Genomic DNA, 19,261 nt, shown 5'->3' with positions numbered 1-19,261 from the left:
GATTTGCACAAAGCGCTCCACCCCGCGTAAGGTTCTATTCATACCGACGCGGGGTGGAGCAGCTCGGTAGCTCGCTGGGCTCATAACCCAGAGGTCGCAGGTTCAAATCCTGTCCCCGCTACAAAGCCGGGAGAGCCCTGTTCGCGGAGAACGCGAACAGGGCTTTTTCGCATTTGTTTGGGGGCGGAGCCTCCAAGCCCCGCCCTGGGGGCAAGCCCCCAGGCCCCCGTAGGTTGAACAGGCCGCGCTGTGTCGGCGGTGAACCTGCCGATGACCTGCGGAAATCGCGGTTCGCGGGGGGTGGTGAAAACGGGTTTCCAGAGGGTGTATAGTTCTACTTACAACAGCAAGACAAGCTAGAAGCGGCGCGGGGTGGAGCAGCTCGGTAGCTCGCTGGGCTCATAACCCAGAGGTCGCAGGTTCAAATCCTGTCCCCGCTACTAGACAGAAGGCCGGAGCCATCAGGCTCCGGCCTTCTGCTTATTCCCGATCAACGCGAAGAGCGCGGCCGGTGTGTTTCAGGTCATGTTCTCCGCCCAGTACTGGGCGCACAACATGCTGGAGCAGATCCGCCCCTCGCCGTTGACCGTGCGGTGCTTGCGGATCTGCTTGCCGCACACCATGCACTCGTCCTTGCCCGCCTGCTCCGGGATGCCTCCGGTCATCCACGCCACCGTGTGCGCTGCCACCTTCTTGTGGTCCAGCCACTTGATGTTCATCGTCCCCGACCTCCGTGGTTCTCGCGAGCCTGCCTGGCAATGATCATTTTCCCGGTTGTGCAGGCGCGGGAAAGGGGTGCGCGCGGACATCACCAGGTTGTGCGACGGAGGCTCACGTCCGTCCATTCGGGTGGCTCCGGCCGGTGAGAGTCGTACCGCCGATCGAGTGAGATCGGGTGACTTTCGTTTCTGCGAAGGGTTTTTCCATCCGGGATGGACACGGACGGTCAAGCGGCCAAACGCGTGAGGCGCGGAAACTGCCGCTTACTCAGCGAGACTTTTCGTTGCTCCGCATGGCCCAACAGGCTAGCCCGGTGATCAGCCACTGTGGACAGAACGGCTGACCATTGTGGACAGCTTCCCCCAGACGTGGGAACGTTGTCGTTGTGTCAGACCTGAATGCGACCGCAGCCGCCCTGCTCGGGCTGCTGCACGACGGACCCAAGACCGGTGGCCAGTTGGTGGCGGAGGCAGGAGATCGCTTCGGCGCGTTCTTCAGCGTGACCCGCAGCCAGGTGTACCGCGAGCTGCCCGCGCTGGCCGATCAGGGCCTGCTGCGACTCGGCAAGCAAGGACCGCGGTCCAGCCAGCAGTACGTGCTCACCGCGGCGGGCAAGAAGGCCTTCAAGAACTGGCTGCTGTCCGAGCCCGGCCCGGACCACCTCCGCAGCCCGCTCATCCTGCGCCTGGTGCACGCCGGCTCGCTGACCGCCAAGCAGCGAGAGGCCCTGATCACGACCGCGCGCACGACGTACGGTCAGGAGCAGGAGAGCGCGAAGAGCGCGGCCAAGACCGCTGAGGACCCCTACGCGAAGGCGGTGGCCGAGTTCGGCCTGGCTCACGCGAAGGCCGTTCTCAAGCTGCTCGACGCGATTCCGACCGCGTAGAAGAGAGCGCCAGCAGCACCGGTCGCGAACTGTGACCGGTGCTGGCGTAATCTTTTGTCGTGAACCCGGACGTCGAAGCAGACATCAAGGACCTCTCCGCCACCCTTTCCAGCATCGAGGCGGTGATGGACCTCGATGCCCTGCGCGCCGCGGTCGCGGACTTGGAGGAGCAGGCAGCGCGCCCTGACCTCTGGAACGACCAGGAGAAGGCGCAGCAGGTCACCAGCCAGCTCTCCCACAAGCAGGGTGAGCTGCGTCGCATCACCGGCCTGCGGGAACGCCTCGACGACCTTCCGCTGCTCTACGAGCTCGCGGAGGAGGCCGAGGACGCCGACGCCCAGGCCGACGCCGACAACGAGCGGGCGAAGCTGCGCGAGGAGATCGCGAGCCTCGAGGTCCGCACGCTGCTGTCCGGCGAGTACGACGAGCGCAACGCGCTGGTCACCATTCGTGCCGAGGCCGGTGGCGTCGACGCCGCGGACTTCGCCGAGATGCTGCTGCGCATGTACTCGCGCTGGGCCGAGCGCCACAACTACGGCATCGAGGTGTTCGACACCTCGTACGCGGAAGAGGCCGGCATCAAGTCCGCCACGTTCCGCGTCACGGCGCCGTACGCCTACGGCACGTTGAGCGTCGAGCAGGGCACGCACCGCCTCGTGCGCATTTCGCCGTTCGACAACCAGGGCCGTCGCCAGACGTCGTTCGCCGGTGTCGAGGTCGTGCCCGTCGTCGAGCAGACCGACCACGTCGAGATCGACGAGAAGGACCTGCGCGTCGACGTCTACCGCTCGTCCGGCCCCGGTGGTCAGGGCGTCAACACGACCGACTCGGCGGTGCGCCTCACGCACATCCCGACCGGCATCGTGGTGTCCTGCCAGAACGAGCGCTCGCAGCTGCAGAACAAGGCGACCGCCATGAACGTCCTGCAGGCGAAGCTGCTCGAGCGGCGCAGGCAGGAGGAGCAGGCGAAGATGGACGCGCTGAAGGACTCCGGCTCCAGCTGGGGCAACCAGATGCGCTCCTACGTGCTGCACCCGTACCAGATGGTCAAGGACCTCCGGAACAACCACGAGGTCGGCAACCCGTCGGCGGTGCTCGACGGGGAGATCGACGACTTCCTCGAGGCCGGCATCCGGTGGCGCAAGCAGTCCCAGCAGGGGTAGCGGAACTGATCTGAGGTGAAGAGCACGTTCGGCCGCCAGATGGTCCGAACGTGCTCTTTTCGTCAACCGGTTGTGCCGCTCTGACCACGCCATGTGGAGGTTTCTGTCCGCCCTTCCGGGGCCGGAAGTTAACCGGAACGGGGGCTTTACCCCGGCCATGGGTAGACTCGCGCCTCGTGATTCGCCTCGAACACGTTTCCAAGGTCTACAAGACCTCCACGCGTCCCGCGCTCGACGACGTGTCCGTCGAGGTGGACAAGGGTGAGTTCGTGTTCCTGATCGGGCCTTCCGGGTCCGGTAAGTCGACGTTCTTGCGCCTGTTGCTGCGCGAAGAGGTGCCGACCAGGGGACGCGTCTACGTGTCCAACTTCGACGTCGCCAAGATGTCGCGGCGCAGGGTCCCCCGCCTGCGTCAGTCGATCGGCTGCGTGTTCCAGGACTTCCGCCTGCTGCCGACGAAGACGGTCGCCGAGAACGTGGCCTTCGCGCTGGAGGTCATCGGCAAGCCTCGCAACACCATCGTCAAGGTGGTGCCCGAGGTGCTGCAGCTGGTGGGTCTCGACGGCAAGGAGGACCGGTTCCCGACCGAGCTGTCGGGTGGTGAGCAGCAGCGCGTCGCGATCGCCCGTGCGTTCGTGAACCGGCCGCTGGTTCTCATCGCCGACGAGCCGACCGGAAACCTGGACCCCGACACGAGCCAGGACATCATGTTGCTGCTGGAGCGGATCAACCGCACCGGCACGACGGTCATCATGGCCACTCACGACCACGGCATCGTCGACTCGATGCGCCGCCGTGTGGTGGAGCTGGCGTTCGGCAAGGTCGTCCGTGATGACGCGCGCGGTGTTTACGGCGTCGGCCGTTAAACACTCCTAACCCCCGACCCCCAAGGAACCCCGCCCCCGATGCGTACCAGCTTCGTGTTCAGCGAGGTCGTCACCGGACTTCGCCGGAACGTCACGATGACGATCGCGATGATCCTCACGACCGCCATCTCGCTCGGGCTGCTCGGCGGTGGCCTGCTCGTCGTCCGCATGGTCGACAAGATGCAGGCCAACTACGCGGGCAAGCTCGAGGTCTCAGTGCTGCTGACCAACGACGTCAGCGCCAACGACAAGGACTGCACCCAGCAGCCCTGCGCGGGCCTGCGTTCCCAGCTCGAGCAGACCTCCGGCGTCGAGACCGTGGTGTTCCAGAACCGCGACGAGGGCTTCGAGCGCTTCAAGCGGATCTTCGAGGCGCAGCCGGAGCTGCTCAAGCTCGCGCGTCCGGAGGCGATCCCCGCGACCTTCCGCGTCAAGCTGGAGGACCCGGAGCGCACCGACGTCATCAAGCAGGCCTTCGAGGGCAAGCCGGGCGTGAAGGGCGTCGACGACCAGGGCAAGTTCCTCGAGCGGTTCTTCGAGGGCCTGAACGGCCTGCGCGACGTCGCCCTGATCCTCGCGCTCATCCAGGCGTTCGCCGCGTTGCTGCTGATCTCGAACACCATCCAGGTGTCGGCGTTCACCCGCCGCGTCGAGGTCGGCATCATGCGCCTGGTCGGTGCGACCCGGTGGTACACGCAGCTGCCGTTCCTCATCGAGGCGGTCGTCGCGGGCATCATCGGCGCGGTCTCCGCGGTCGCCGGCCTGGTGCTGTTCAAGGCGTTCTTCCTCGACCGGATCACCAGAAACCTCACGGAGTCGGGCATCATTCCGCCGATCGGGTACCTGGACATCCTGATCGTGTCGCCGTGGCTGTTCCTCGTGGCGATCGTCATCTCGGCCACGACGGGCTACGTCACGCTGCGTCTCTACGTGCGGCTTTAACGACTTTGCCGACCACGTAAAGTTGTCGTCATGGTCAAGGAACGCGGGCAGAAGGCCATCGCGTCGAACCGCAAGGCTCGGCACGACTGGACCATTCTGGACACCTATGAGGCGGGCATTCAGCTCGTCGGCACCGAGGTGAAGAGCCTGCGCATGGGACGGGCGTCCCTCGTGGACGCCTTCGCCCAGGTCGACGACGGCGAGATCTGGTTGCACGCGCTGCACATCCCGGAGTACGTCGCGGGGACGTGGACGAACCACGACGTCCGGCGCAAGCGCAAGCTCCTGCTGCACAAGGCGGAGATCGAGCGCCTGATCGGCAAGACCAAGGAGTCCGGTCTGTCGCTCATCCCGCTGCAGATGTACTTCAAGGACGGCTACGTCAAGGTCGAGATCGCCCTCGCGAAGGGCAAGAAGGCCTACGACAAGCGCCAGGACATCGCGAAGCGCGACGCCAACCGCGAGATCGCCAAGGCGCACGGACGGGCGCTGAAGGGCCGTTACTGATGGCACTGGTGGACGTCCACGTCCACTTCATGCCGCAGAACGTCCTGGACAAGGTCTGGAGCTACTTCGACCGCGTCCGCGAGTCCGGGGTCGACTGGTACATCCACTACCGCACGGACGAGAACGCCCGGCTCACCGCACTGCGGGAGCTGGGCGTCGTCGCGTTCGCACCGCTCGTCTACCCGCACAAGCCCGGCATGGCCGAGTGGCTGAACGAGTGGGCGGCCGACTTCGCCGCACGCGTCCCCGAAGCCGTCCAGACCGGCACCTTCTACGCCGAACCCGGCGCGGACGCGTACGTGCGCAAGGCGCTGGAGGCCGGTGCGCGCTGCTTCAAGTCCCACGTCCAGGTGGGCGGCTACGACCCGCGTGACGAGCTGCTGGACGGCGTCTGGGGCCAGCTGGCCGAGGCAGGCGTGCCGGTCGTCGTGCACGGCGGTGACGGGCCGATCCCCGGTGAGTTCACCGGGCTCGGGATCCTCGACGAGGTGTTGCGGCGGCACCCGCGGCTGACCGCGGTGATCGCTCACGCCGGCATGCCGGACTACCGGGGTGCGCTGGACCTCGTCGAGCGCTACCCGAACGTGCACATCGACACCTGCATGGTCGGGGTCCCGTTCACCACGCGGATGGTGGCGATGCCGGACGACTGGAACCTGCGGATCGCGGGGATCGCGGACCGGGTCGTGCTGGGCAGCGACTTCCCGAACATCCCGTACCCGTACGAGGTGCAGCTCGACGCCGTCCGGTCGTGGGGCCTCGACGCCGCCGCCGAGCAGGCGATCCTGCACGACAACGGCGCCCGCCTGCTTCAGCTGTCCAGGTAGGCGAGCACCGCGCGCACCCGGCGGTGCTCGGAGTTCGACGGTTCCAGGCCGAGCTTCGCGAAGATGTTGCCGACGTGCTTCTCCACCGCGCCGTCCGACACCACGAGCGTCGCGGCGATGGCCGTGTTGGACAGTCCCTGGGCCATCAGCCCGAGCACCTCGCGTTCGCGGGGCGTCAACGAGTCGACGGGGCTCTTCTTGCTGCGCACCATGAGCTGGGTGATCACCTCGTGGTCGATGCTCGTGCCGCCGTCAGCGACCCTGCGCACCGCGTCGACGAACTCCTTCACGTCGGCTACCCGCTCCTTGAGCAGGTAGCCGACCCCGCTCGCACCGCCCGCGAGGAGCTCCACGGCGTAGCGCTCCTCGACGTACTGCGACAGCACCAGCACCGGCAGCCCGGGAGAGCGGCGGCGGGCTTCGATGGCGGCCCGCAGGCCCTCGTCGGTGAACGTCGGCGGCATCCGCACGTCCACCACGCACAGGTCGGGCTTGTGCTCGATGACGGCGTCCAGCAACGCGTCGCCGTTCTCCACGGCCGCAACGGTTTCGATGCCCTCGTCGGCGAGCAACCGCTGCACGCCCTCCCTCAGCAGCACCGAGTCCTCGGCGATCACCACACGCACGGCAACTCCGCTCGAATCACAGTCGGCCCGCCGGACGGGCTGACGACGACAACCACACCGTCGATCGTGGCAGCCCGGTCGGCCAGGCCGGCGAGCCCGCCACCGGGCTTCAGCTCGGCGCCGCCCTGACCGTTGTCGGTGACCTCGACCAGCACACCCGTCTCCACCCGTTCGACCAGCACGGTGGCCCTGGTGGCGTTGGAGTGCTTGGTGATGTTCGTGAGCGCCTCGCCGACGGTGAAGTACGCGGCGCTCTCCACCGCTGTCGGCGGCCGCGGATCCACGTCGACGCTCAGCTCGACCTCGATCGGGACACGGGCAGCCAGCGCCGACAACGCCGCGTCGAGACCGCGGTCGCCCAGCACCGACGGGTAGATGCCCCGCGCCAGGTCCCGCAGCTCCTTGATGGCGAGCTTCGCGTCCGCGTGCGCCTCGGCGATGAGCGCGGCAGCCCCCTCCGGATCGGAGTCCATCTTGGACTTCGCGCGGCCCAGCCCCATCGCCACCGCCACGAGCCGCTGCTGCGCGCCGTCGTGCAGGTCGCGTTCGATGCGCCGGCGCTCCGCCTCCGCCGCCTCGACACCGCGGGCCCTGCTCGACTGCAGCCGCTCCGCCTCGATCGCCAGCTGGTCGGCGCGCGTCGGCCCCAGCATCGCGCGGGCCATCCTGCCGTGCACCGCGCCCAGCGAGCGCGTGCCCCACAGCGCGAACGGGATCAGCGCCAGCCCGATCGCCGCGACCGGCAGCGCGGAGTAGAACGAGTCGATCGTCCAGACCTCGCCCACGACCACGGCGAACGGCGCGTAGCCGATCCAGAACGGCACGGCGATCAACGCCGCGACGACCGACCACATCGCGATGACCGAGGCGAACTCCAGCGCCCCCACCGGCACGAGCAGCGCCAGGTAGCCGAAATCACGCCAGGTGGCCGGGTCGGTGAACTGGTGCTTCCACTTCTGCAACAGCGGCCCGTCGACCCGCTTGCGGTACGGCTTGGGAATGTCCGTGCGCAACGCGACCCGCACCCACGCCCGCTCCGTCGACGCACCCGCGCGCACGACGTTCATCGCCGCCCAGAGGATCGGGAGCCCGACGCCGAGAACGAACGTCGCGAACCCCACCACGGTCAGCACCAGAGCGAGGGTGAACCAGAAGATGCCGGTCACCAGGTTGGTCAGCAGGTAGAACCCGGCTGCGAGCGCGTTCGGTTTCCTCATGCCGTCCATCGTGTCGTTCCCGCTGGTCAGGGACCATCTGGCTAGCTATCCGGTCCAGGGTGGGGACAGCCCTACCTGCCTCGGGAAGAACTCGGTGGCCGCCATCGTTATGCTAGGCGTACCACTACAAGGGGGTGAACGGTTTCGACTGTGGACGTTGATTCAGGGGAAGCGTGCCGGTGCAGGCGAGAGACCACCGCAAGCGTCATCGCAAACCAATAAGCGCCGAGTCTAACGACAAGCGCGCGTTCGCTCTCGCCGCCTGAGGCGAGTAGCAACGCTGTCGGCCTAGGAGCGCCTTCGGCCTAGTGTCCGGCATCAGCTAGAGGGCTTACCGGCAGTCCCGGTCGCGGGGACTGTTCGGGACATTCACAGCGACTGGGCCCGTCACACCAGCTTGTTCGCGTGACTGGTGGGGTCAAGCAGAGGCCTAGCGAACTGCGCACGGAGAAGCCCTGATGAGCCGCCATAGGACCCGGGTTCGATTCCCGGCACCTCCACTCGGCCGAAGGCTGCTCAGCGGCCTTTGGCCGCTTTCGCCAGCTCGTTCCGGGTGTTTTCTGGGGGCCCAGCCCCCAGACCCCGGCCGGGGGCTCCGCCCCCGGACCCCCGCCCGCCTTGCCGCTTCGCGGCCTTGGCGGGCTTTCCTTTTTTGTGGCTCATCGTGGTTGGGGGACGTTGTGCGTGCTGTTCGGGTGGATCGGGCTGGTGGGCCTGAGGTTTTGCGAGTTGTTGATGTGGCGGAGCCGGTGGTTGGGGCTGGCGAGGTCTTGATCCGGGTGGTTGCTACCAGCATCAACCCTGTTGATGACAAGACTCGGCAGGGGATTTTCGGGATCGACGCGTCGGTCACGCTTGGGTGGGACCTTGCTGGGGTGGTCATCGGCGGTGAGCTGCCGGTGGGAGAGCGCGTGATCGCCATGTCGCATCAGCTTGGGACCGGGCGCGGGACTTGGGCGGATGTTGTGGTGTTGCCTGTTGGGGCGGTGGTGCGGGCGCCTGAGTCGGTGAGTTTGGTGGAGGCGGCGACGTTGCCGTTGGCCGGGCTCACGGCGCTGCAGACGCTTGACTGGCTGGAGGTCGGGGCTGGGGAGCGGCTCCTGGTTGCTGGGGCGGCTGGGGCTGTGGGTGGGATTGCGGTGCAGGTTGCGGCTGCTCGTGGGGTGCGGGTGGACGCGCTGGTGTCGCGTGAGGGACAGCAGGTGCCGGGGGCGGAGCTTGTGACCACCGATCCTCGTGCGCTCACGGGGTACGACGCTGTGTTTGACACTTATGGGGCGTTTGTTCTGGGGGCTGTGGTTGAGGGTGGGCGGTACGCCTCGATCGCTTCGCAGGCCGGGGTGGTGCCGGAGGTGGATGGGGTGCGGACCGCGAACATTCAGGTTCGGGAAGACGGGGCCGGGCTGGGGGAACTGGTCAGGCTCGTGGACGACGGGGTGGTCGGGCTCAGGGTCGACTCGACGTTTGCGATCAGGGACGTTCGGGCCGCTCATGAGCGGTTTGGGCAGCGTGGGTTGAGCGGCAAGGTCGCGATGGTGTTCTGACGGGCGTCAGGCACGGCGGGTGGCCGGTAGGACGGCGGACAGCGCGGACAGGAAGTCGGCGGCGTCGAACATCGCGCCTGCTGAGGCAACGCCGTTGACCTTGAAGCGGTTGGTCAGCAGGCGCTCCACCGCCTCTACGGCCAGAGGTGCGCTCACCGCGTAGATGTCGCGGCCGGTGATGGTCAGCTGGCGTTCTTCGGTGCCGCGGCGTACTCGCACGTCCACCTCGAAGGTTTCCGGGTCCTGGCGGGCTGAGGCTTGGCTCAGGCCCTGGGCTGCGGTGGTGGACATGTACGAGGTCACCGACGGGATCGGCAGGTGGCTGGGGATCGTGACGATGTCCGCCATCGAGAACTCGCCGATGACCTGGCGCGGGCCGCCGGGGAAGTCCCAGTCGAGGGTCGGCTGGGTGTCGTCGTGGTACTGCAGCGCGCCGTCGCGGAAGCGGACGCGCTGGCCGGCCCTGCGCTCGCGGGAGACGGCGCCGGCGGTGAGCGTGCCAGGGGTGGGCTGCCAGCCGCTCAGGCCGTAGGCGATGTGCGCGGAGTCGGCCGTGGTCCAGTCGGTCATCGCGGCGGTGACCAGCAGGTCCGCCAGGCCGCCGAAGAACGCCATCGCGGGCACAACCGGGACGGAGGCGCCGCGGGCGAACGTGTCGGCGTTCGCCTCGATCTCGGCCGCCACGTCGACGTACGGGATGCCCGCGCGTTCGGCCGCGGCGACCAGCGGAAGAGCGGTGATCGCGAACGGGCCAGCTGTGTTGATCACCGCGGAGGCGCCCGTCAGCGCGCGGTCCAGGGCGTCCGGGTCGTCCGCGGTGGCCTGTGCTCGTCCGAACGGCAGCGGTTCGAAGCCGCGCTTCTCCAGTTCTGCCATGACGAAGCGGCCAGTGGTTCCCGAAGCGCCGTAGACCGCGATCTTGTGTCCCATGTGGACCATCAAAGCCGGGGAGGGCAGAGCCCACTAGTGTCTGGAACGACACGATGCGTACAGTTTCGGACATGCTGGCATTTGCCGTGACCGACGGGATGCTCCACTTCGAGCTGACCGCGACCTACGAGATCTTCACCGCGCCCCAGCTCGACTACCCAGTGGTGATCTGCGGCAACGGGCCCGTACGCGTCGGCAGGTTCACGCTGGAACCCGATCTGCCGCTCGACCAGCTCGACCAGGCGGACACCGTGATCGTGCCCGCCATCGCGGACGTGGACGAGCCGATCGACGAGGCCCTGGTCGAGGCCGTGCGCAAGGCTCACGACAAGGGTGCGCGGATCGTGTCGTTGTGCACGGGCGCGTTCGTGCTGGCGGAGGCCGGGTTGCTCGACGGGCTCAGGGCGACCACGCACTGGGCGCACACCGACGTGCTGGCTCAGCGCTACCCGAAGGTCGAAGTCGACCCGGACGTGCTCTACGTCGACAACGGCCAGGTGCTGACGAGCGCGGGCAAGGCGGCGGCGATCGACCTGAGCCTGCACCTGATCCGCGCCGACCACGGCACCGCGACGGCCAACACGGCGGCACGCAGGCTCGTCGTGCCACCGCATCGGGACGGCGGGCAGGCGCAGTTCGTGCTCGCGCCCGTGCCGTCCGAGGAAGGCCATCCGCTGACCGAGCTGTTCGGCTGGGCCGGCAACCGGCTCGACCAGACGCTGACGGTGGAGGACCTGGCACGCCAGGCGAACATGAGCTCGCGCCACCTCGCCAGGCTCTTCAAGGCGGTGACGGGCACCACGCCGTTGCAATGGCTGCACACGCAACGGATCAGGCGAGCGCAGGAGCTGCTGGAGATGACCGACGACAGCGTCGACCAGATCGCCGAGGCGTCCGGCATGGGGACGGCCACGACGTTGCGGCGGCACTTCCACCGAACGGTCGGTGTGCCCCCGGACACATACCGCCGCACGTTCCGGCCGATCGGTGGCAAATAGGCCGGCCGGCGGACGTTATGTTGGCCCGATGAGCAACCAACAGCGCGTCGGGGCGCGGGTGTTGCGGCGCAAGCCGATCGACCAGCTGACTCACCCCGGCAGCGAGCTGAAGCGCAGCCTCGGTGTCGGCCACCTCACGATGATCAGCATCGGCGCCACGCTCGGCACCGGCATCTTCGTCGTGCTGGGCCAGGCGGTGCCGCTGGCCGGTCCCGCCATCGTGGTGTCGTTCGTGCTCGCGGGCATCACCGCGTTGTTCTCCGCGCTGTCGTACGCCGAGCTCGCGGGCCTCATCCCCGCCTCCGGCTCCTCGTACTCGTACACGTACGCCACGCTCGGCGAGATCGTCGCGTGGGTGTGCGGCTGGTGCCTCGTGCTGGAGTACGGGGTCTCGGTCGCGGCGGTCGCGGTCGGGTGGGGGCAGTACGTCAACGAGTTGCTGCACCTGGTGACCGGGCTGCGGATTCCGGACGTGCTGAGCCAGCCGCCGGGTGCGGGCGGGATCGTCAACATCCCCGCCGTGCTCGTCGTGGTGATCTCGATGCTGGTGCTGCTGGGCGGCGCCAAGGGCAGTGCGCGCACGAACACGATCCTGGTGTGGGTGAAGGTCGGCGCGTTGCTGATGTTCTGCGCGGTTGCGTTCACCGCTTTCCGGGCGGGCAACCTGGAGCCGTTGTTCCCGCTGGGGCTGGCGGGCATGAGCGCCGGTGCGGCCACGTTGTTCTTCTCCTACATCGGGTTCGACGCCGCGTCGACCGCCGGTGAGGAGGCCAAGAACCCGCAGCGCGACCTGCCGCGCGCGATCATCCTCTCGCTGGTCGTGATCACCGCGCTGTACTGCGCGGTCGCGCTGGCCGCGGTCGGTGCGATGCCGTGGCAGTCGTTCGAGGGCACCGAGGCCGCGCTGAGCCGGGTGCTGACCGACAACGTCAGCGGCTCGATCTGGCCGATCCTGCTGTCGATCGGTGCTGTCGTCGCGACGACCAGCGTCGTGCTGACCGTCCTCTACGGACAGACGCGCATCCTGTACGCGATGTCCCGCGACGGGCTGGTGCCGTCGATCTTCGCGAAGCTCAGCCCGCGCACCGGTGTGCCGTTCACGAACACGGTGCTCGTCGGCCTGTTCATCGCCGTGCTCGCCGCGCTCGTGCCGTTGGGGTCCCTGGCCGACGCGACCAGCATCGGCACGCTCTTCGCGTTCGGGCTGGTCAACATCGCGGTGATCATCCTGCGCCGCACCGAACCGGACCGGCGGCGCAGCTTCCGCGTGCCGTTCTCGCCGGTCACGCCGTTGCTGGGCCTGGCCTTCTGCATCTACATGATGTTCAGCCTGGGACTCGACACGTGGATCGCGTTCATCGGGTGGATGGTGCTCGGGTTCGTCATCTACTTCGGTTACAGCGTCAGGAAGGCACGCCTTGCGGTTCCGAGTGATCAGTGACGTCCCCGGCATCGCCAGGGTCGCCGCGTACTACGCCGAGGTGTGGCAGACCAGCACCGACGTGCTGTCGTCCGAGACGTTGCACTGCATCCGGCACGCGGGCGGCGCGACGATCGGGGCGTTCGACGGTGACGAGCTGGCCGGGGCCACGACCGGGCTCTTCTGCCCGGACGGCTCGGTGTACTCGATGATCGCGGCCGCTCGCGCCGGCGTCGGGCATCCGTTGAAGCTCGCGCAGAAGGACTGGGCGGCAGGGCTCGGCGCGAAGTCGATGCGGTGGACCTACGACCCGCTGGTGTCGCGCAACGCCCGGTTCAACCTGGTCAAGCTCGGCGCGGTCGTCACCGAGTACACCGTCGACTTCTACGGGCCGATGAACGACGGCGTGAACGAGGGCGACCAGAGCGACCGCCTGACCGTGCAGCGGGACCTCACCGGGTCCCGTGAATCGCACGAGTCGGTACCCGCCGGTGAGGTGACGTCGACGGCTCCGGACGGAGAACCGTTGGCGCGCACGGACGGCGAGCGGATCTGGTGCCGGGTACCGCGTGACATCGTGCACGTGCGCAAGGAGTCGCGGGACCTCGCGAGGCAGTGGCGGGAAGCGGTGCGCGGAGTGTTCGTCGACGCCTTCGAGCGCGGCTACGTGGCGACCTCGATGTCACGCGACGGCTGGTACGAACTGGAGCGCAAGTGAAGATCGAGCGCATTGAGCTGCTGCACGTCGCCATTCCACTGGTGCAGTCGTTCCGCACGTCGTTCGGGACGATGACGACGAAGGACACGTTCCTGCTGCGGGTCGTGACGGACACGGCAGAGGGCTGGTCGGAGTTCGCCGCCGACCCGGAACCTCTGTACTGCTCCGAGTTCGTCGCCGCCGCGGAGCTCGTGCTGGCCGATCACCTCGTGCCGCGGGTGACGCCGGAGGTCACGGCCGCGGAGGTCGCGCACCGGACCGAGGCGATCAAGGGGCACAAGCTCGCGAAAGCCGCCCTCGAGACCGCGATCCTGGACGCCGAACTGCGGTCGTACGGAATGCCGATCGGCACGTTCCTGGGCGCCGCCGCCGAGCGCGTGCCGTCCGGGATCTCGGTCGGGATCAAGAACTCGATCGCGCAGCTGCTGGACGACGTCGAGGAACACCTCGCCGACGGCTACGTCCGGATCAAGCTCAAGATCGAGCCCGGCTGGGACGTCGAACCGGTGCGGGCGGTGCGGGAACGGTTCGGCGACATCCCGTTGCAGGTCGACGCGAACACCGCGTACACGCTGGCCGACGCCGACCAGCTGCGCAAGCTCGACGAGTTCGACCTGCTGCTGATCGAACAGCCGCTCGACGAGGACGACCTGCGCGGGCACGCGCTGCTCGCCCAGCGGGTCCGCACGCCGATCTGCCTCGACGAGTCGATCACATCGGCCAGGGACGCGGCCACGGCCATCGCGCTGGACGCCTGCCGGGTGATCAACATCAAGCCCGCCCGCGTCGGTGGCTACCTGGAGGCACGCCGGATCCACGACGTCGCCGTCGCACACGGGATTCCGGTGTGGTGCGGGGGAATGCTCGAGACGGGGATCGGACGCGGGCCGAACCTCGCGCTCGCGGCGCTGCCCGGTTTCGTGCTGCCCGGCGACACCTCCGCGTCCCGGCGGTGGTTCGCGGAGGACATCACCGAGCCGTTCGAGCTGGAGGACGGCTCCATCGCCGTGCCGACCGGGCCCGGCATCGGGGTCGAGCCGATTCCGGAGACGCTCCAACGCTTCACCACCGCGACGAAGGTGCTCTACACCAAGGACTGAAGCTCGCGGGCGAGGTTGAGCCGCGCGGCGGCGTCCCACAGCTGTCGCGCCGGTTCGGTCACGAACAGGTGCTCGCGGTCGAGCAGCGTTCGGAGCACGTGGGCCCGGCCGGCGCGCCACGTGGCGTCGTCGTACTGCGAGTACTCCTGGCGCACCGCCTGGCTGTAGCGGTCGTAATGCGTCGGTGCCGAACCGAGAATCGCGAGGTCGGCGTCGAGCAGCACGTGCGCGAGCGGGTCGTCGGACGAGTGCGTGATCGTGGCCAGCACCAACGACTCCACGCGCGCGATGTGCTCTTCTTCCATCCCGGCCAGGCGTTCGCGCGCCCACGCGGCGGACGCGCGTTCGTCCTCGCCAGGCTTGCCGTCGTAGATCACGTCGTGCGCGCAGGCGGCCAACGCGAGGATCGCGCGTTCCTCCACCGAGAACGCGAACGCGTCGGCCAGCGCCGACGAGTCGCGGACCACGGACACCACGTGGAAGGTGTTGTGGTAGGCGCGATGCGGTTCGGCATAGCGTTCGACCAGGTCACCCGCGTCCGGTGTGCCACCGAGCGCGCGGACCGCGTCGTCCCAGATCCGTTTCACCGCGTCAGCTCCTCCTCGACGACGTCCGCGGCGACCGTGCTGCCGCCCGCCCGTTGAATCATCCGCTGCATGTCCTTCACCCGTGCGGCGATCGCGGAATCCGACGCCAGCTGACTCACCAGCGAGCGCACGCTCTCCTCGGTCACGGTGTCGAGCAGCACGCCGAGTCCGAGCTCCTCGACGCGCTGGCCGTTGAACCGCTGATCGGCCATGTGCGGCACGACGATCATCGGGACGCCGTGGTGCATCGCCTCCATCACGCCGCTCAGCCCGCCGCGGGTGATGAACACGCTCGCGTGCTCCAGAACGGCGAGCTGCGGAACGTCGTCGTGCACCTCGACGTTCGGTGCCGGGTGGCGAACCCTGCCCTTCGTGACGAGGTGCCACGGCATTCCACGCGCTGCCTCCGCGCAGGTCCGCACACCGGTCGTCGCGAGCACCACCGGCCTGTCGCAGGGCGGTGTCCACGTGCCCTGGAACGCGCGTTCGGTCAGGCACGGGCCGGTGAAGGCGAACCGCTCGTCGAACGTGTCGCCCTCCGGCTGGAACTCCCTGGGGAACAGTGCGATCGCCCGGCGCGCGCCCGAGACGAACTCCGGCAGCGCGCAGCCGAAGAAGCCCTGGACCCTGGTGAAGAACCGGATCGCCGCGGAGTCGAACGTCCGCGCCGGCATCACCGAGGCGCCGAGCGACCAGTGCGAGTTGCTGGTCAGGAAGCTCTCCAGCAGCAGGTGCGGGACGCCCAGCCGGTGCGCGATGACGCCGCCCGCCCAGGCCGCGATGTCCCACAGCACGAGGTCGGGAGGGTCCGCGCGGAACACCGGTTCCAACCGGGGCAGCGCGGACTCGGCCTCGGCGAGTGCGAGCTGGGCCGCGTCGTAGAGCGACTCCGGCAGCTCCTTCGGAAGCGTTGTGGTGCAGGGGACCGCGGTGGCTCCGCACTCGGTCACCGCCGCGGTGAACGGGGCGGGGACCGGGCAGCTCACGCGATGGCCGCGGCGCACGAGCTCCGCGATCAACCCGAGCGCCGGGTGGACGTGTCCGCGCTCAGGCATGAGGAAGATCGCGATGTGCGCCATAGCTGAGATTAACGATGTGCGCCATAGCTGAGATTAACGTTGTTCGATTCCTGAAGGTTCAGATCGGTGGCGGTGATGCGACTCGAGTTCCGTTCCGCGAGCGCGGTGATCGTGACGTAGAGAGGTTCTTGTGGCCCCGGACCCGGCCAAATGCGTCGGTGGCGCGGCCGAGCGGGCAACCGCCCAGCGGGTGACAGGTGAAGTAGTCCGAGAAGACTTTCCCGATTCCGAAGAGGCCCGCGCGATATGTCGTGAGGTTTGTTCGGCTGATCTGGTCGAACACGCCCTTGACCGCGCGGATCGACGGTTTCATCTGCTTGCGTCGCCAGTCGAGGGTGATCCCGTCGGTTTCGCGGTCGTAGTGGAACGTGCCGTGCTCGGGGTTCTTCGTGATCGCCAGGTACAGCGACGCGAGGGTCTCGCCGCCCGCGGGGATCGGGGCGATCTCGGCGAACACCTTGTGCCGTAGCCGGCGTTCGCGGCGTGAGCATCATGTTGGCCAGCGGGAAGAACCGGCCGTACATCTCGCCGGCGTCGATCTGCGGCAGGACCTCCTCGAAGTACTCCCGCTTCGGTGCGGTCCTCGAACCACATGGCGCGGCGGTCGGGGTTCAGCATCGGGCAGAAGATCTTGCCGTCGCGGGCCGGCTGGTTCCACTGCCGGCCCATCTCCAGCATCGTCGTCCTGACGCCCTTCTCTCCCAGTCGCAGGGCGGCGACGGCGGCTCCGTAGCCGGTGCCGATGACGACGGCCTCGCTGAAGTCCGACTCTGCCTCGGCGGTTCCCACCGTGGTCAGGCCCAGCGCCGTCAGCCCCAGGCAGCGCCGGCGAGATACCTGAAATCCCTCATGTGCCTTTGCTGTAGGGCCGTTCGGGCCAGTGGTGCTTGGGATACCTGCCCTTCAGCTCACTGCGCACCCGCAGGTATCCGTTGCGCCAGAAGGACCTGAGATCGCTGGTCACGGCGGTGGGACGGCCCGCGGGGGAGAGCAGGTGCACCACCACCGGAACTCCCGCGATCTGCGGTGTGTCGGCCCACTTCATGGCGTCCTGGATTCGGACGTAAAGGGCGGGCTGGTCCTGCGTGTAGTCGACCTTGCCCTGGCCGATGCGTTCCGGGGCGAGCTGGTCGAACTCCGCCGCCTCCGGCCACGGCAGCAGGCTGCGCAGCAGCATCGTCGTGTCGATCTTGGCCAGGTCCGAGCGCTTCTTGGCCTTGCCGAGGTCGACCGCGCGGATCAGGCTCTCGTCGTCGACGCTGGGCCAGTCGCGGGTCCGGTGCAGGAACGCCATGCGCTCGCGCAAGCGTTTGGCGGCGTCGGTCCACTTGAGCAGGCCCAGGCCTTCGGTCTCGAGGCCGAGGCGGAGTGCCTGCTGGGACTTGGCGAGGTCGTTGAGCGGGCGTTCGTCGAGCGTGATCGCGCCCAGCTTGCGGACGCTGTTCGCGATGACGTCGCCGTTCCACCGGATGTCGTCGACCGTGTGCACGAGGGCTTGGGCGGCGGTGACGGCGAGCTCCTCGTCGGCAGGAGCGGCGAGGCGGATGCGGCCGTGCTTGCTGCCCGGTTCGCGGTCGGCGATCGCGACGGCCAGCCACTTGGAGTGCGAGTTGGTGTGCTCGACGGCCGTGCCGTTGGCCATCAGGTAGACGTTGCTGTTCTTGGACCGGCGTTTCGCCAGTCGTTCGGGGTAGGCGAGCGCGACGACGAGCGCCGGGTCGCCGTTGCCCGTCGGGTTGGTGCCGAGCTTCTCGAGCTTCTGGGCTTCTTTGCGCCACTTGCCGGGGGCTTTCAGCGCGGTCGCCAGGTCGTCCGTGCTGGGGTGCGAGCTGTCGTCGAGCAGTGCCACGACCTCGGCGGCGGTCCGGTTGCCGGCGAGCGCGCTGCCGTCGATGAGCGCGCGGCCCAGCCGTGGGTGCAGGCCGACGCTCGCGATGCGGTCGCGGCGGCCGGGTTCGAGCGCCCCGATCGCGTTCAGGGTCTCCTGGGCGGCCTTGAGCGCGCCCTCCGGTGGGGCGTCCCACCAGCTCAGACCTTCGCCGTCCGGCGTGCCCCACACCGCCAGTTCCAGCGCGAGCCTGGTCAGGTCGGCCGTGCGGATCTCGGGTTCGGGATAGCGGGGGAGCGTCGAGTGCTCGTGCTCCGGCCAGCAGCGGTAGACGCGGCCAGGAGCTTCTCGTCCTGCTCGTCCGGCGCGTTGGTCGGCGACGGCCTGGGAGACGCGGACCGTGGTGAGGCCCGCGAGACCTCGTCTGTGGTCCACGCGGGGGACTCGGGCCAGGCCCGCGTCGACGACCGCGCGGACGCCGGGGACGGTGAGGCTGGACTCGGCGATGCTGGTCGCGAGCACCACTCGCTGGCGGCTGCCGGGCTTCAGCGCTGCGTCCTGGGTCCGGGCGCTCAGCTGGCCGTGCAGGATGACCGTGTCGGCGTTGAGGAGGCTCGCGGTCCGGTTGATCTCCCTGACGCCGGGCAGGAACGCCAGCACATCTCCGTCCACTTCGGACAGCGCCTTGTTGATGGCCCTGGCGACGGTGGTCTCGATGTGCTCGTTGCGGCCGGGTGGGACGTAGGTGATCTCCGTCGGGTACATGCGCGACTCGGTGTGCAGGACGGGACCGTTGAGCAGGTCGGAGAGTCGTTGTGCGGCAACGGTTGCGCTGGTGGCGAGGAGTTTCAGGTCCGGGCGCAGGCCTGCTTTGGCGTCCAGCAGGAGCGTGAGGAGAAGGTCGGCGTCGAGGTGGCGTTCGTGGCACTCGTCGAGCAGGACCGTGCCGACGCCCTTCAGCTCCTGGTCGTGCTGGAGCCTGCGCACCAGAAGACCGCTGGTCACGACCTCGATCCGGGTGTGCTTGCTCGTCTTGCGGTCGCCCCGGACCGAATAGCCCACGGTGTGGCCCACGGGTTCGCCGAGGAGGCTCGCCATGCGTGCGGCGGCGGCTCTGGCGGCGATGCGGCGTGGCTCGGCGACCACGACCTTGCCGTTGAGCGCCAGCGGGACGAGCGTCGTCTTGCCGGTGCCCGGCGGGGCGACGAGCACGGCGGCCCCGTGGTCGTCGAGGGTCTGGAGAAGCTCGGGGAGAACGGACTTCACCGGGAGATCGGGCAGGTGCACGCTGTTGAGTGTGTCA

At 68.3% G+C, this 19,261-nt stretch carries 19 protein-coding genes, 2 tRNA genes and 1 other RNA gene; 14 read left to right on the top strand and 8 right to left on the bottom strand.

Annotated elements, in window-relative coordinates:
• Positions 1-47 precede the first annotated feature (47 nt).
• Together ABFX45_RS38680 and ABFX45_RS38675 are read left to right on the top strand one after the other, a co-directional pair.
• A tRNA-Met gene (locus ABFX45_RS38680) sits at positions 48-121 on the top strand.
• A gap of 245 nt (positions 122-366) precedes the next feature.
• Positions 367-440: transfer RNA gene (locus ABFX45_RS38675), tRNA-Met, on the top strand.
• 78 nt (positions 441-518) lie between these two features.
• Here the strand turns inward: ABFX45_RS38675 and ABFX45_RS38670 are convergent.
• Positions 519-719, bottom strand: coding sequence for a hypothetical protein (locus tag ABFX45_RS38670; protein WP_030470381.1), 201 nt, complete (start codon positions 717-719; stop codon positions 519-521).
• Between the two features lie 386 nt (positions 720-1,105).
• On the opposite strand from ABFX45_RS38670, the gene ABFX45_RS38665 reads away from it, so the two are divergent.
• The 6 genes from ABFX45_RS38665 to ABFX45_RS38640 all read left to right on the top strand — a co-directional run bounded on the left by ABFX45_RS38665 (position 1,106) and on the right by ABFX45_RS38640 (position 5,911).
• Positions 1,106-1,606, top strand: a complete 501-nt coding sequence (locus tag ABFX45_RS38665; protein ID WP_109639780.1) for a PadR family transcriptional regulator — start codon at positions 1,106-1,108, stop codon at positions 1,604-1,606.
• Positions 1,607-1,665: 59 nt separating this feature from the next.
• The gene (prfB, locus tag ABFX45_RS38660; protein ID WP_109639781.1) at positions 1,666-2,769 is read left to right on the top strand and encodes a peptide chain release factor 2; all 1,104 of its coding nucleotides are present in this window, start codon (positions 1,666-1,668) and stop codon (positions 2,767-2,769) included.
• 176 nt (positions 2,770-2,945) lie between these two features.
• Positions 2,946-3,635: a cell division ATP-binding protein FtsE gene (gene ftsE / locus ABFX45_RS38655; RefSeq protein ID WP_109639783.1), complete on the top strand. Its 690-nt coding sequence runs from the start codon at positions 2,946-2,948 to the stop codon at positions 3,633-3,635.
• A 39-nt stretch (positions 3,636-3,674) separates the two neighbouring features.
• Positions 3,675-4,577: a permease-like cell division protein FtsX gene (gene ftsX, locus ABFX45_RS38650; protein ID WP_109639785.1), complete on the top strand. Its 903-nt coding sequence runs from the start codon at positions 3,675-3,677 to the stop codon at positions 4,575-4,577.
• A gap of 30 nt (positions 4,578-4,607) precedes the next feature.
• Positions 4,608-5,084, top strand: coding sequence for an SsrA-binding protein SmpB (gene smpB / locus ABFX45_RS38645; RefSeq protein WP_109639787.1), 477 nt, complete (start codon positions 4,608-4,610; stop codon positions 5,082-5,084).
• Positions 5,084-5,911 (top strand): amidohydrolase family protein, encoded by an 828-nt coding sequence (locus ABFX45_RS38640; protein ID WP_346135707.1) that lies wholly within the window; start codon positions 5,084-5,086, stop codon positions 5,909-5,911. Before smpB ends, ABFX45_RS38640 begins: the two co-directional genes overlap by 1 nt.
• Here ABFX45_RS38640 and ABFX45_RS38635 read toward each other — a convergent pair.
• Together ABFX45_RS38635 and ABFX45_RS38630 are read right to left on the bottom strand one after the other, a co-directional pair.
• On the bottom strand, positions 5,896-6,537 hold the full coding sequence (locus ABFX45_RS38635; RefSeq protein ID WP_170155166.1) for a response regulator transcription factor: 642 nt from the start codon (positions 6,535-6,537) through the stop codon (positions 5,896-5,898). The genes ABFX45_RS38640 and ABFX45_RS38635 overlap by 16 nt on opposite strands.
• Positions 6,525-7,763 carry a sensor histidine kinase gene (locus ABFX45_RS38630; protein ID WP_407656992.1) on the bottom strand — a complete coding sequence of 413 codons (1,239 nt, stop codon included), beginning with the start codon at positions 7,761-7,763 and terminating at the stop codon, positions 6,525-6,527. The genes ABFX45_RS38635 and ABFX45_RS38630 overlap by 13 nt, the downstream gene beginning before the upstream one ends.
• A 121-nt stretch (positions 7,764-7,884) precedes the next feature.
• Between ABFX45_RS38630 and ssrA the strand changes: the two genes are divergently transcribed.
• Positions 7,885-8,257, top strand: a transfer-messenger RNA (tmRNA) gene (ssrA, locus tag ABFX45_RS38625).
• A 234-nt stretch (positions 8,258-8,491) separates the two neighbouring features.
• On the top strand, positions 8,492-9,298 hold the full coding sequence (locus ABFX45_RS38620) for a zinc-binding dehydrogenase (RefSeq protein ID WP_346135705.1): 807 nt from the start codon (positions 8,492-8,494) through the stop codon (positions 9,296-9,298).
• A gap of 6 nt (positions 9,299-9,304) precedes the next feature.
• Here ABFX45_RS38620 and ABFX45_RS38615 read toward each other — a convergent pair whose 3' ends face one another.
• The gene (locus tag ABFX45_RS38615) at positions 9,305-10,228 is read right to left on the bottom strand and encodes a saccharopine dehydrogenase family protein (RefSeq protein ID WP_346135703.1); all 924 of its coding nucleotides are present in this window, start codon (positions 10,226-10,228) and stop codon (positions 9,305-9,307) included.
• 53 nt (positions 10,229-10,281) lie between these two features.
• On the opposite strand from ABFX45_RS38615, the gene ABFX45_RS38610 reads away from it, so the two are divergent.
• From ABFX45_RS38610 to menC, 4 genes are read left to right on the top strand one after another with little or no spacing between them, the layout of a single operon-like run.
• On the top strand, positions 10,282-11,226 hold the full coding sequence (locus tag ABFX45_RS38610) for a helix-turn-helix domain-containing protein (RefSeq protein WP_346135701.1): 945 nt from the start codon (positions 10,282-10,284) through the stop codon (positions 11,224-11,226).
• A gap of 28 nt (positions 11,227-11,254) precedes the next feature.
• The gene (locus ABFX45_RS38605; protein WP_112232561.1) at positions 11,255-12,667 is read left to right on the top strand and encodes an amino acid permease; all 1,413 of its coding nucleotides are present in this window, start codon (positions 11,255-11,257) and stop codon (positions 12,665-12,667) included.
• Positions 12,657-13,364, top strand: coding sequence for a hypothetical protein (locus ABFX45_RS38600; RefSeq protein ID WP_346135699.1), 708 nt, complete (start codon positions 12,657-12,659; stop codon positions 13,362-13,364). The genes ABFX45_RS38605 and ABFX45_RS38600 overlap by 11 nt, the downstream gene beginning before the upstream one ends.
• Entirely contained in the window at positions 13,361-14,464 is a 1,104-nt protein-coding gene (gene menC / locus ABFX45_RS38595) for an o-succinylbenzoate synthase (RefSeq protein ID WP_346135697.1), read from the top strand. Before ABFX45_RS38600 ends, menC begins: the two co-directional genes overlap by 4 nt.
• On the opposite strand, the gene ABFX45_RS38590 is transcribed toward menC, so the two are convergent.
• From ABFX45_RS38590 to hrpB, 4 genes are all read right to left on the bottom strand, one after another.
• A complete protein-coding gene (locus ABFX45_RS38590; RefSeq protein ID WP_233440037.1) occupies positions 14,449-15,051 on the bottom strand; it encodes an HD domain-containing protein in 603 nt (200 codons plus the stop codon). The two genes, menC and ABFX45_RS38590, sit on opposite strands and share 16 nt — an antisense overlap.
• Positions 15,048-16,130 carry a macrolide family glycosyltransferase gene (locus ABFX45_RS38585; RefSeq protein ID WP_109639802.1) on the bottom strand — a complete coding sequence of 361 codons (1,083 nt, stop codon included), beginning with the start codon at positions 16,128-16,130 and terminating at the stop codon, positions 15,048-15,050. The genes ABFX45_RS38590 and ABFX45_RS38585 overlap by 4 nt, the downstream gene beginning before the upstream one ends.
• 58 nt (positions 16,131-16,188) lie before the next feature.
• Positions 16,189-16,587, bottom strand: coding sequence for a hypothetical protein (locus ABFX45_RS46870; RefSeq protein WP_346135694.1), 399 nt, complete (start codon positions 16,585-16,587; stop codon positions 16,189-16,191).
• A 390-nt stretch (positions 16,588-16,977) separates the two neighbouring features.
• Positions 16,978-19,245, bottom strand: a complete 2,268-nt coding sequence (gene hrpB, locus ABFX45_RS38575) for an ATP-dependent helicase HrpB (RefSeq protein WP_109639804.1) — start codon at positions 19,243-19,245, stop codon at positions 16,978-16,980.
• Between the last annotated feature and the right edge of the window lie 16 nt (positions 19,246-19,261).

Origin of the sequence: Lentzea roselyniae (assembly GCF_039537795.1) — a bacterium.
Lineage (GTDB): Bacteria > Actinomycetota > Actinomycetes > Mycobacteriales > Pseudonocardiaceae > Lentzea > Lentzea atacamensis.
The sequence above is the reverse complement of the archived record's forward strand: the minus strand, read 5'-3'. Positions and strand labels throughout refer to the sequence as shown.

Bases quoted from the DNA above. Each gene is read 5' to 3' on its own strand.
- ABFX45_RS38615 (WP_346135703.1), bottom strand. From the start codon at position 10,228: ATGGGACACAAGATCGCGGTCTACGGCGCTTCGGGAACCACTGGCCGC.
- ABFX45_RS38630 (WP_407656992.1), bottom strand. From the start codon at position 7,763: ATGGACGGCATGAGGAAACCGAACGCGCTCGCAGCCGGGTTCTACCTG.
- ABFX45_RS38640 (WP_346135707.1), top strand. From the start codon at position 5,084: ATGGCACTGGTGGACGTCCACGTCCACTTCATGCCGCAGAACGTCCTG.
- smpB (WP_109639787.1), top strand. From the start codon at position 4,608: ATGGTCAAGGAACGCGGGCAGAAGGCCATCGCGTCGAACCGCAAGGCT.
- ABFX45_RS38585 (WP_109639802.1), bottom strand. From the start codon at position 16,130: ATGGCGCACATCGCGATCTTCCTCATGCCTGAGCGCGGACACGTCCAC.
- ABFX45_RS38670 (WP_030470381.1), bottom strand. From the start codon at position 719: ATGAACATCAAGTGGCTGGACCACAAGAAGGTGGCAGCGCACACGGTG.
- ftsX (WP_109639785.1), top strand. From the start codon at position 3,675: ATGCGTACCAGCTTCGTGTTCAGCGAGGTCGTCACCGGACTTCGCCGG.
- ABFX45_RS38605 (WP_112232561.1), top strand. From the start codon at position 11,255: ATGAGCAACCAACAGCGCGTCGGGGCGCGGGTGTTGCGGCGCAAGCCG.
- ABFX45_RS38610 (WP_346135701.1), top strand. From the start codon at position 10,282: ATGCGTACAGTTTCGGACATGCTGGCATTTGCCGTGACCGACGGGATG.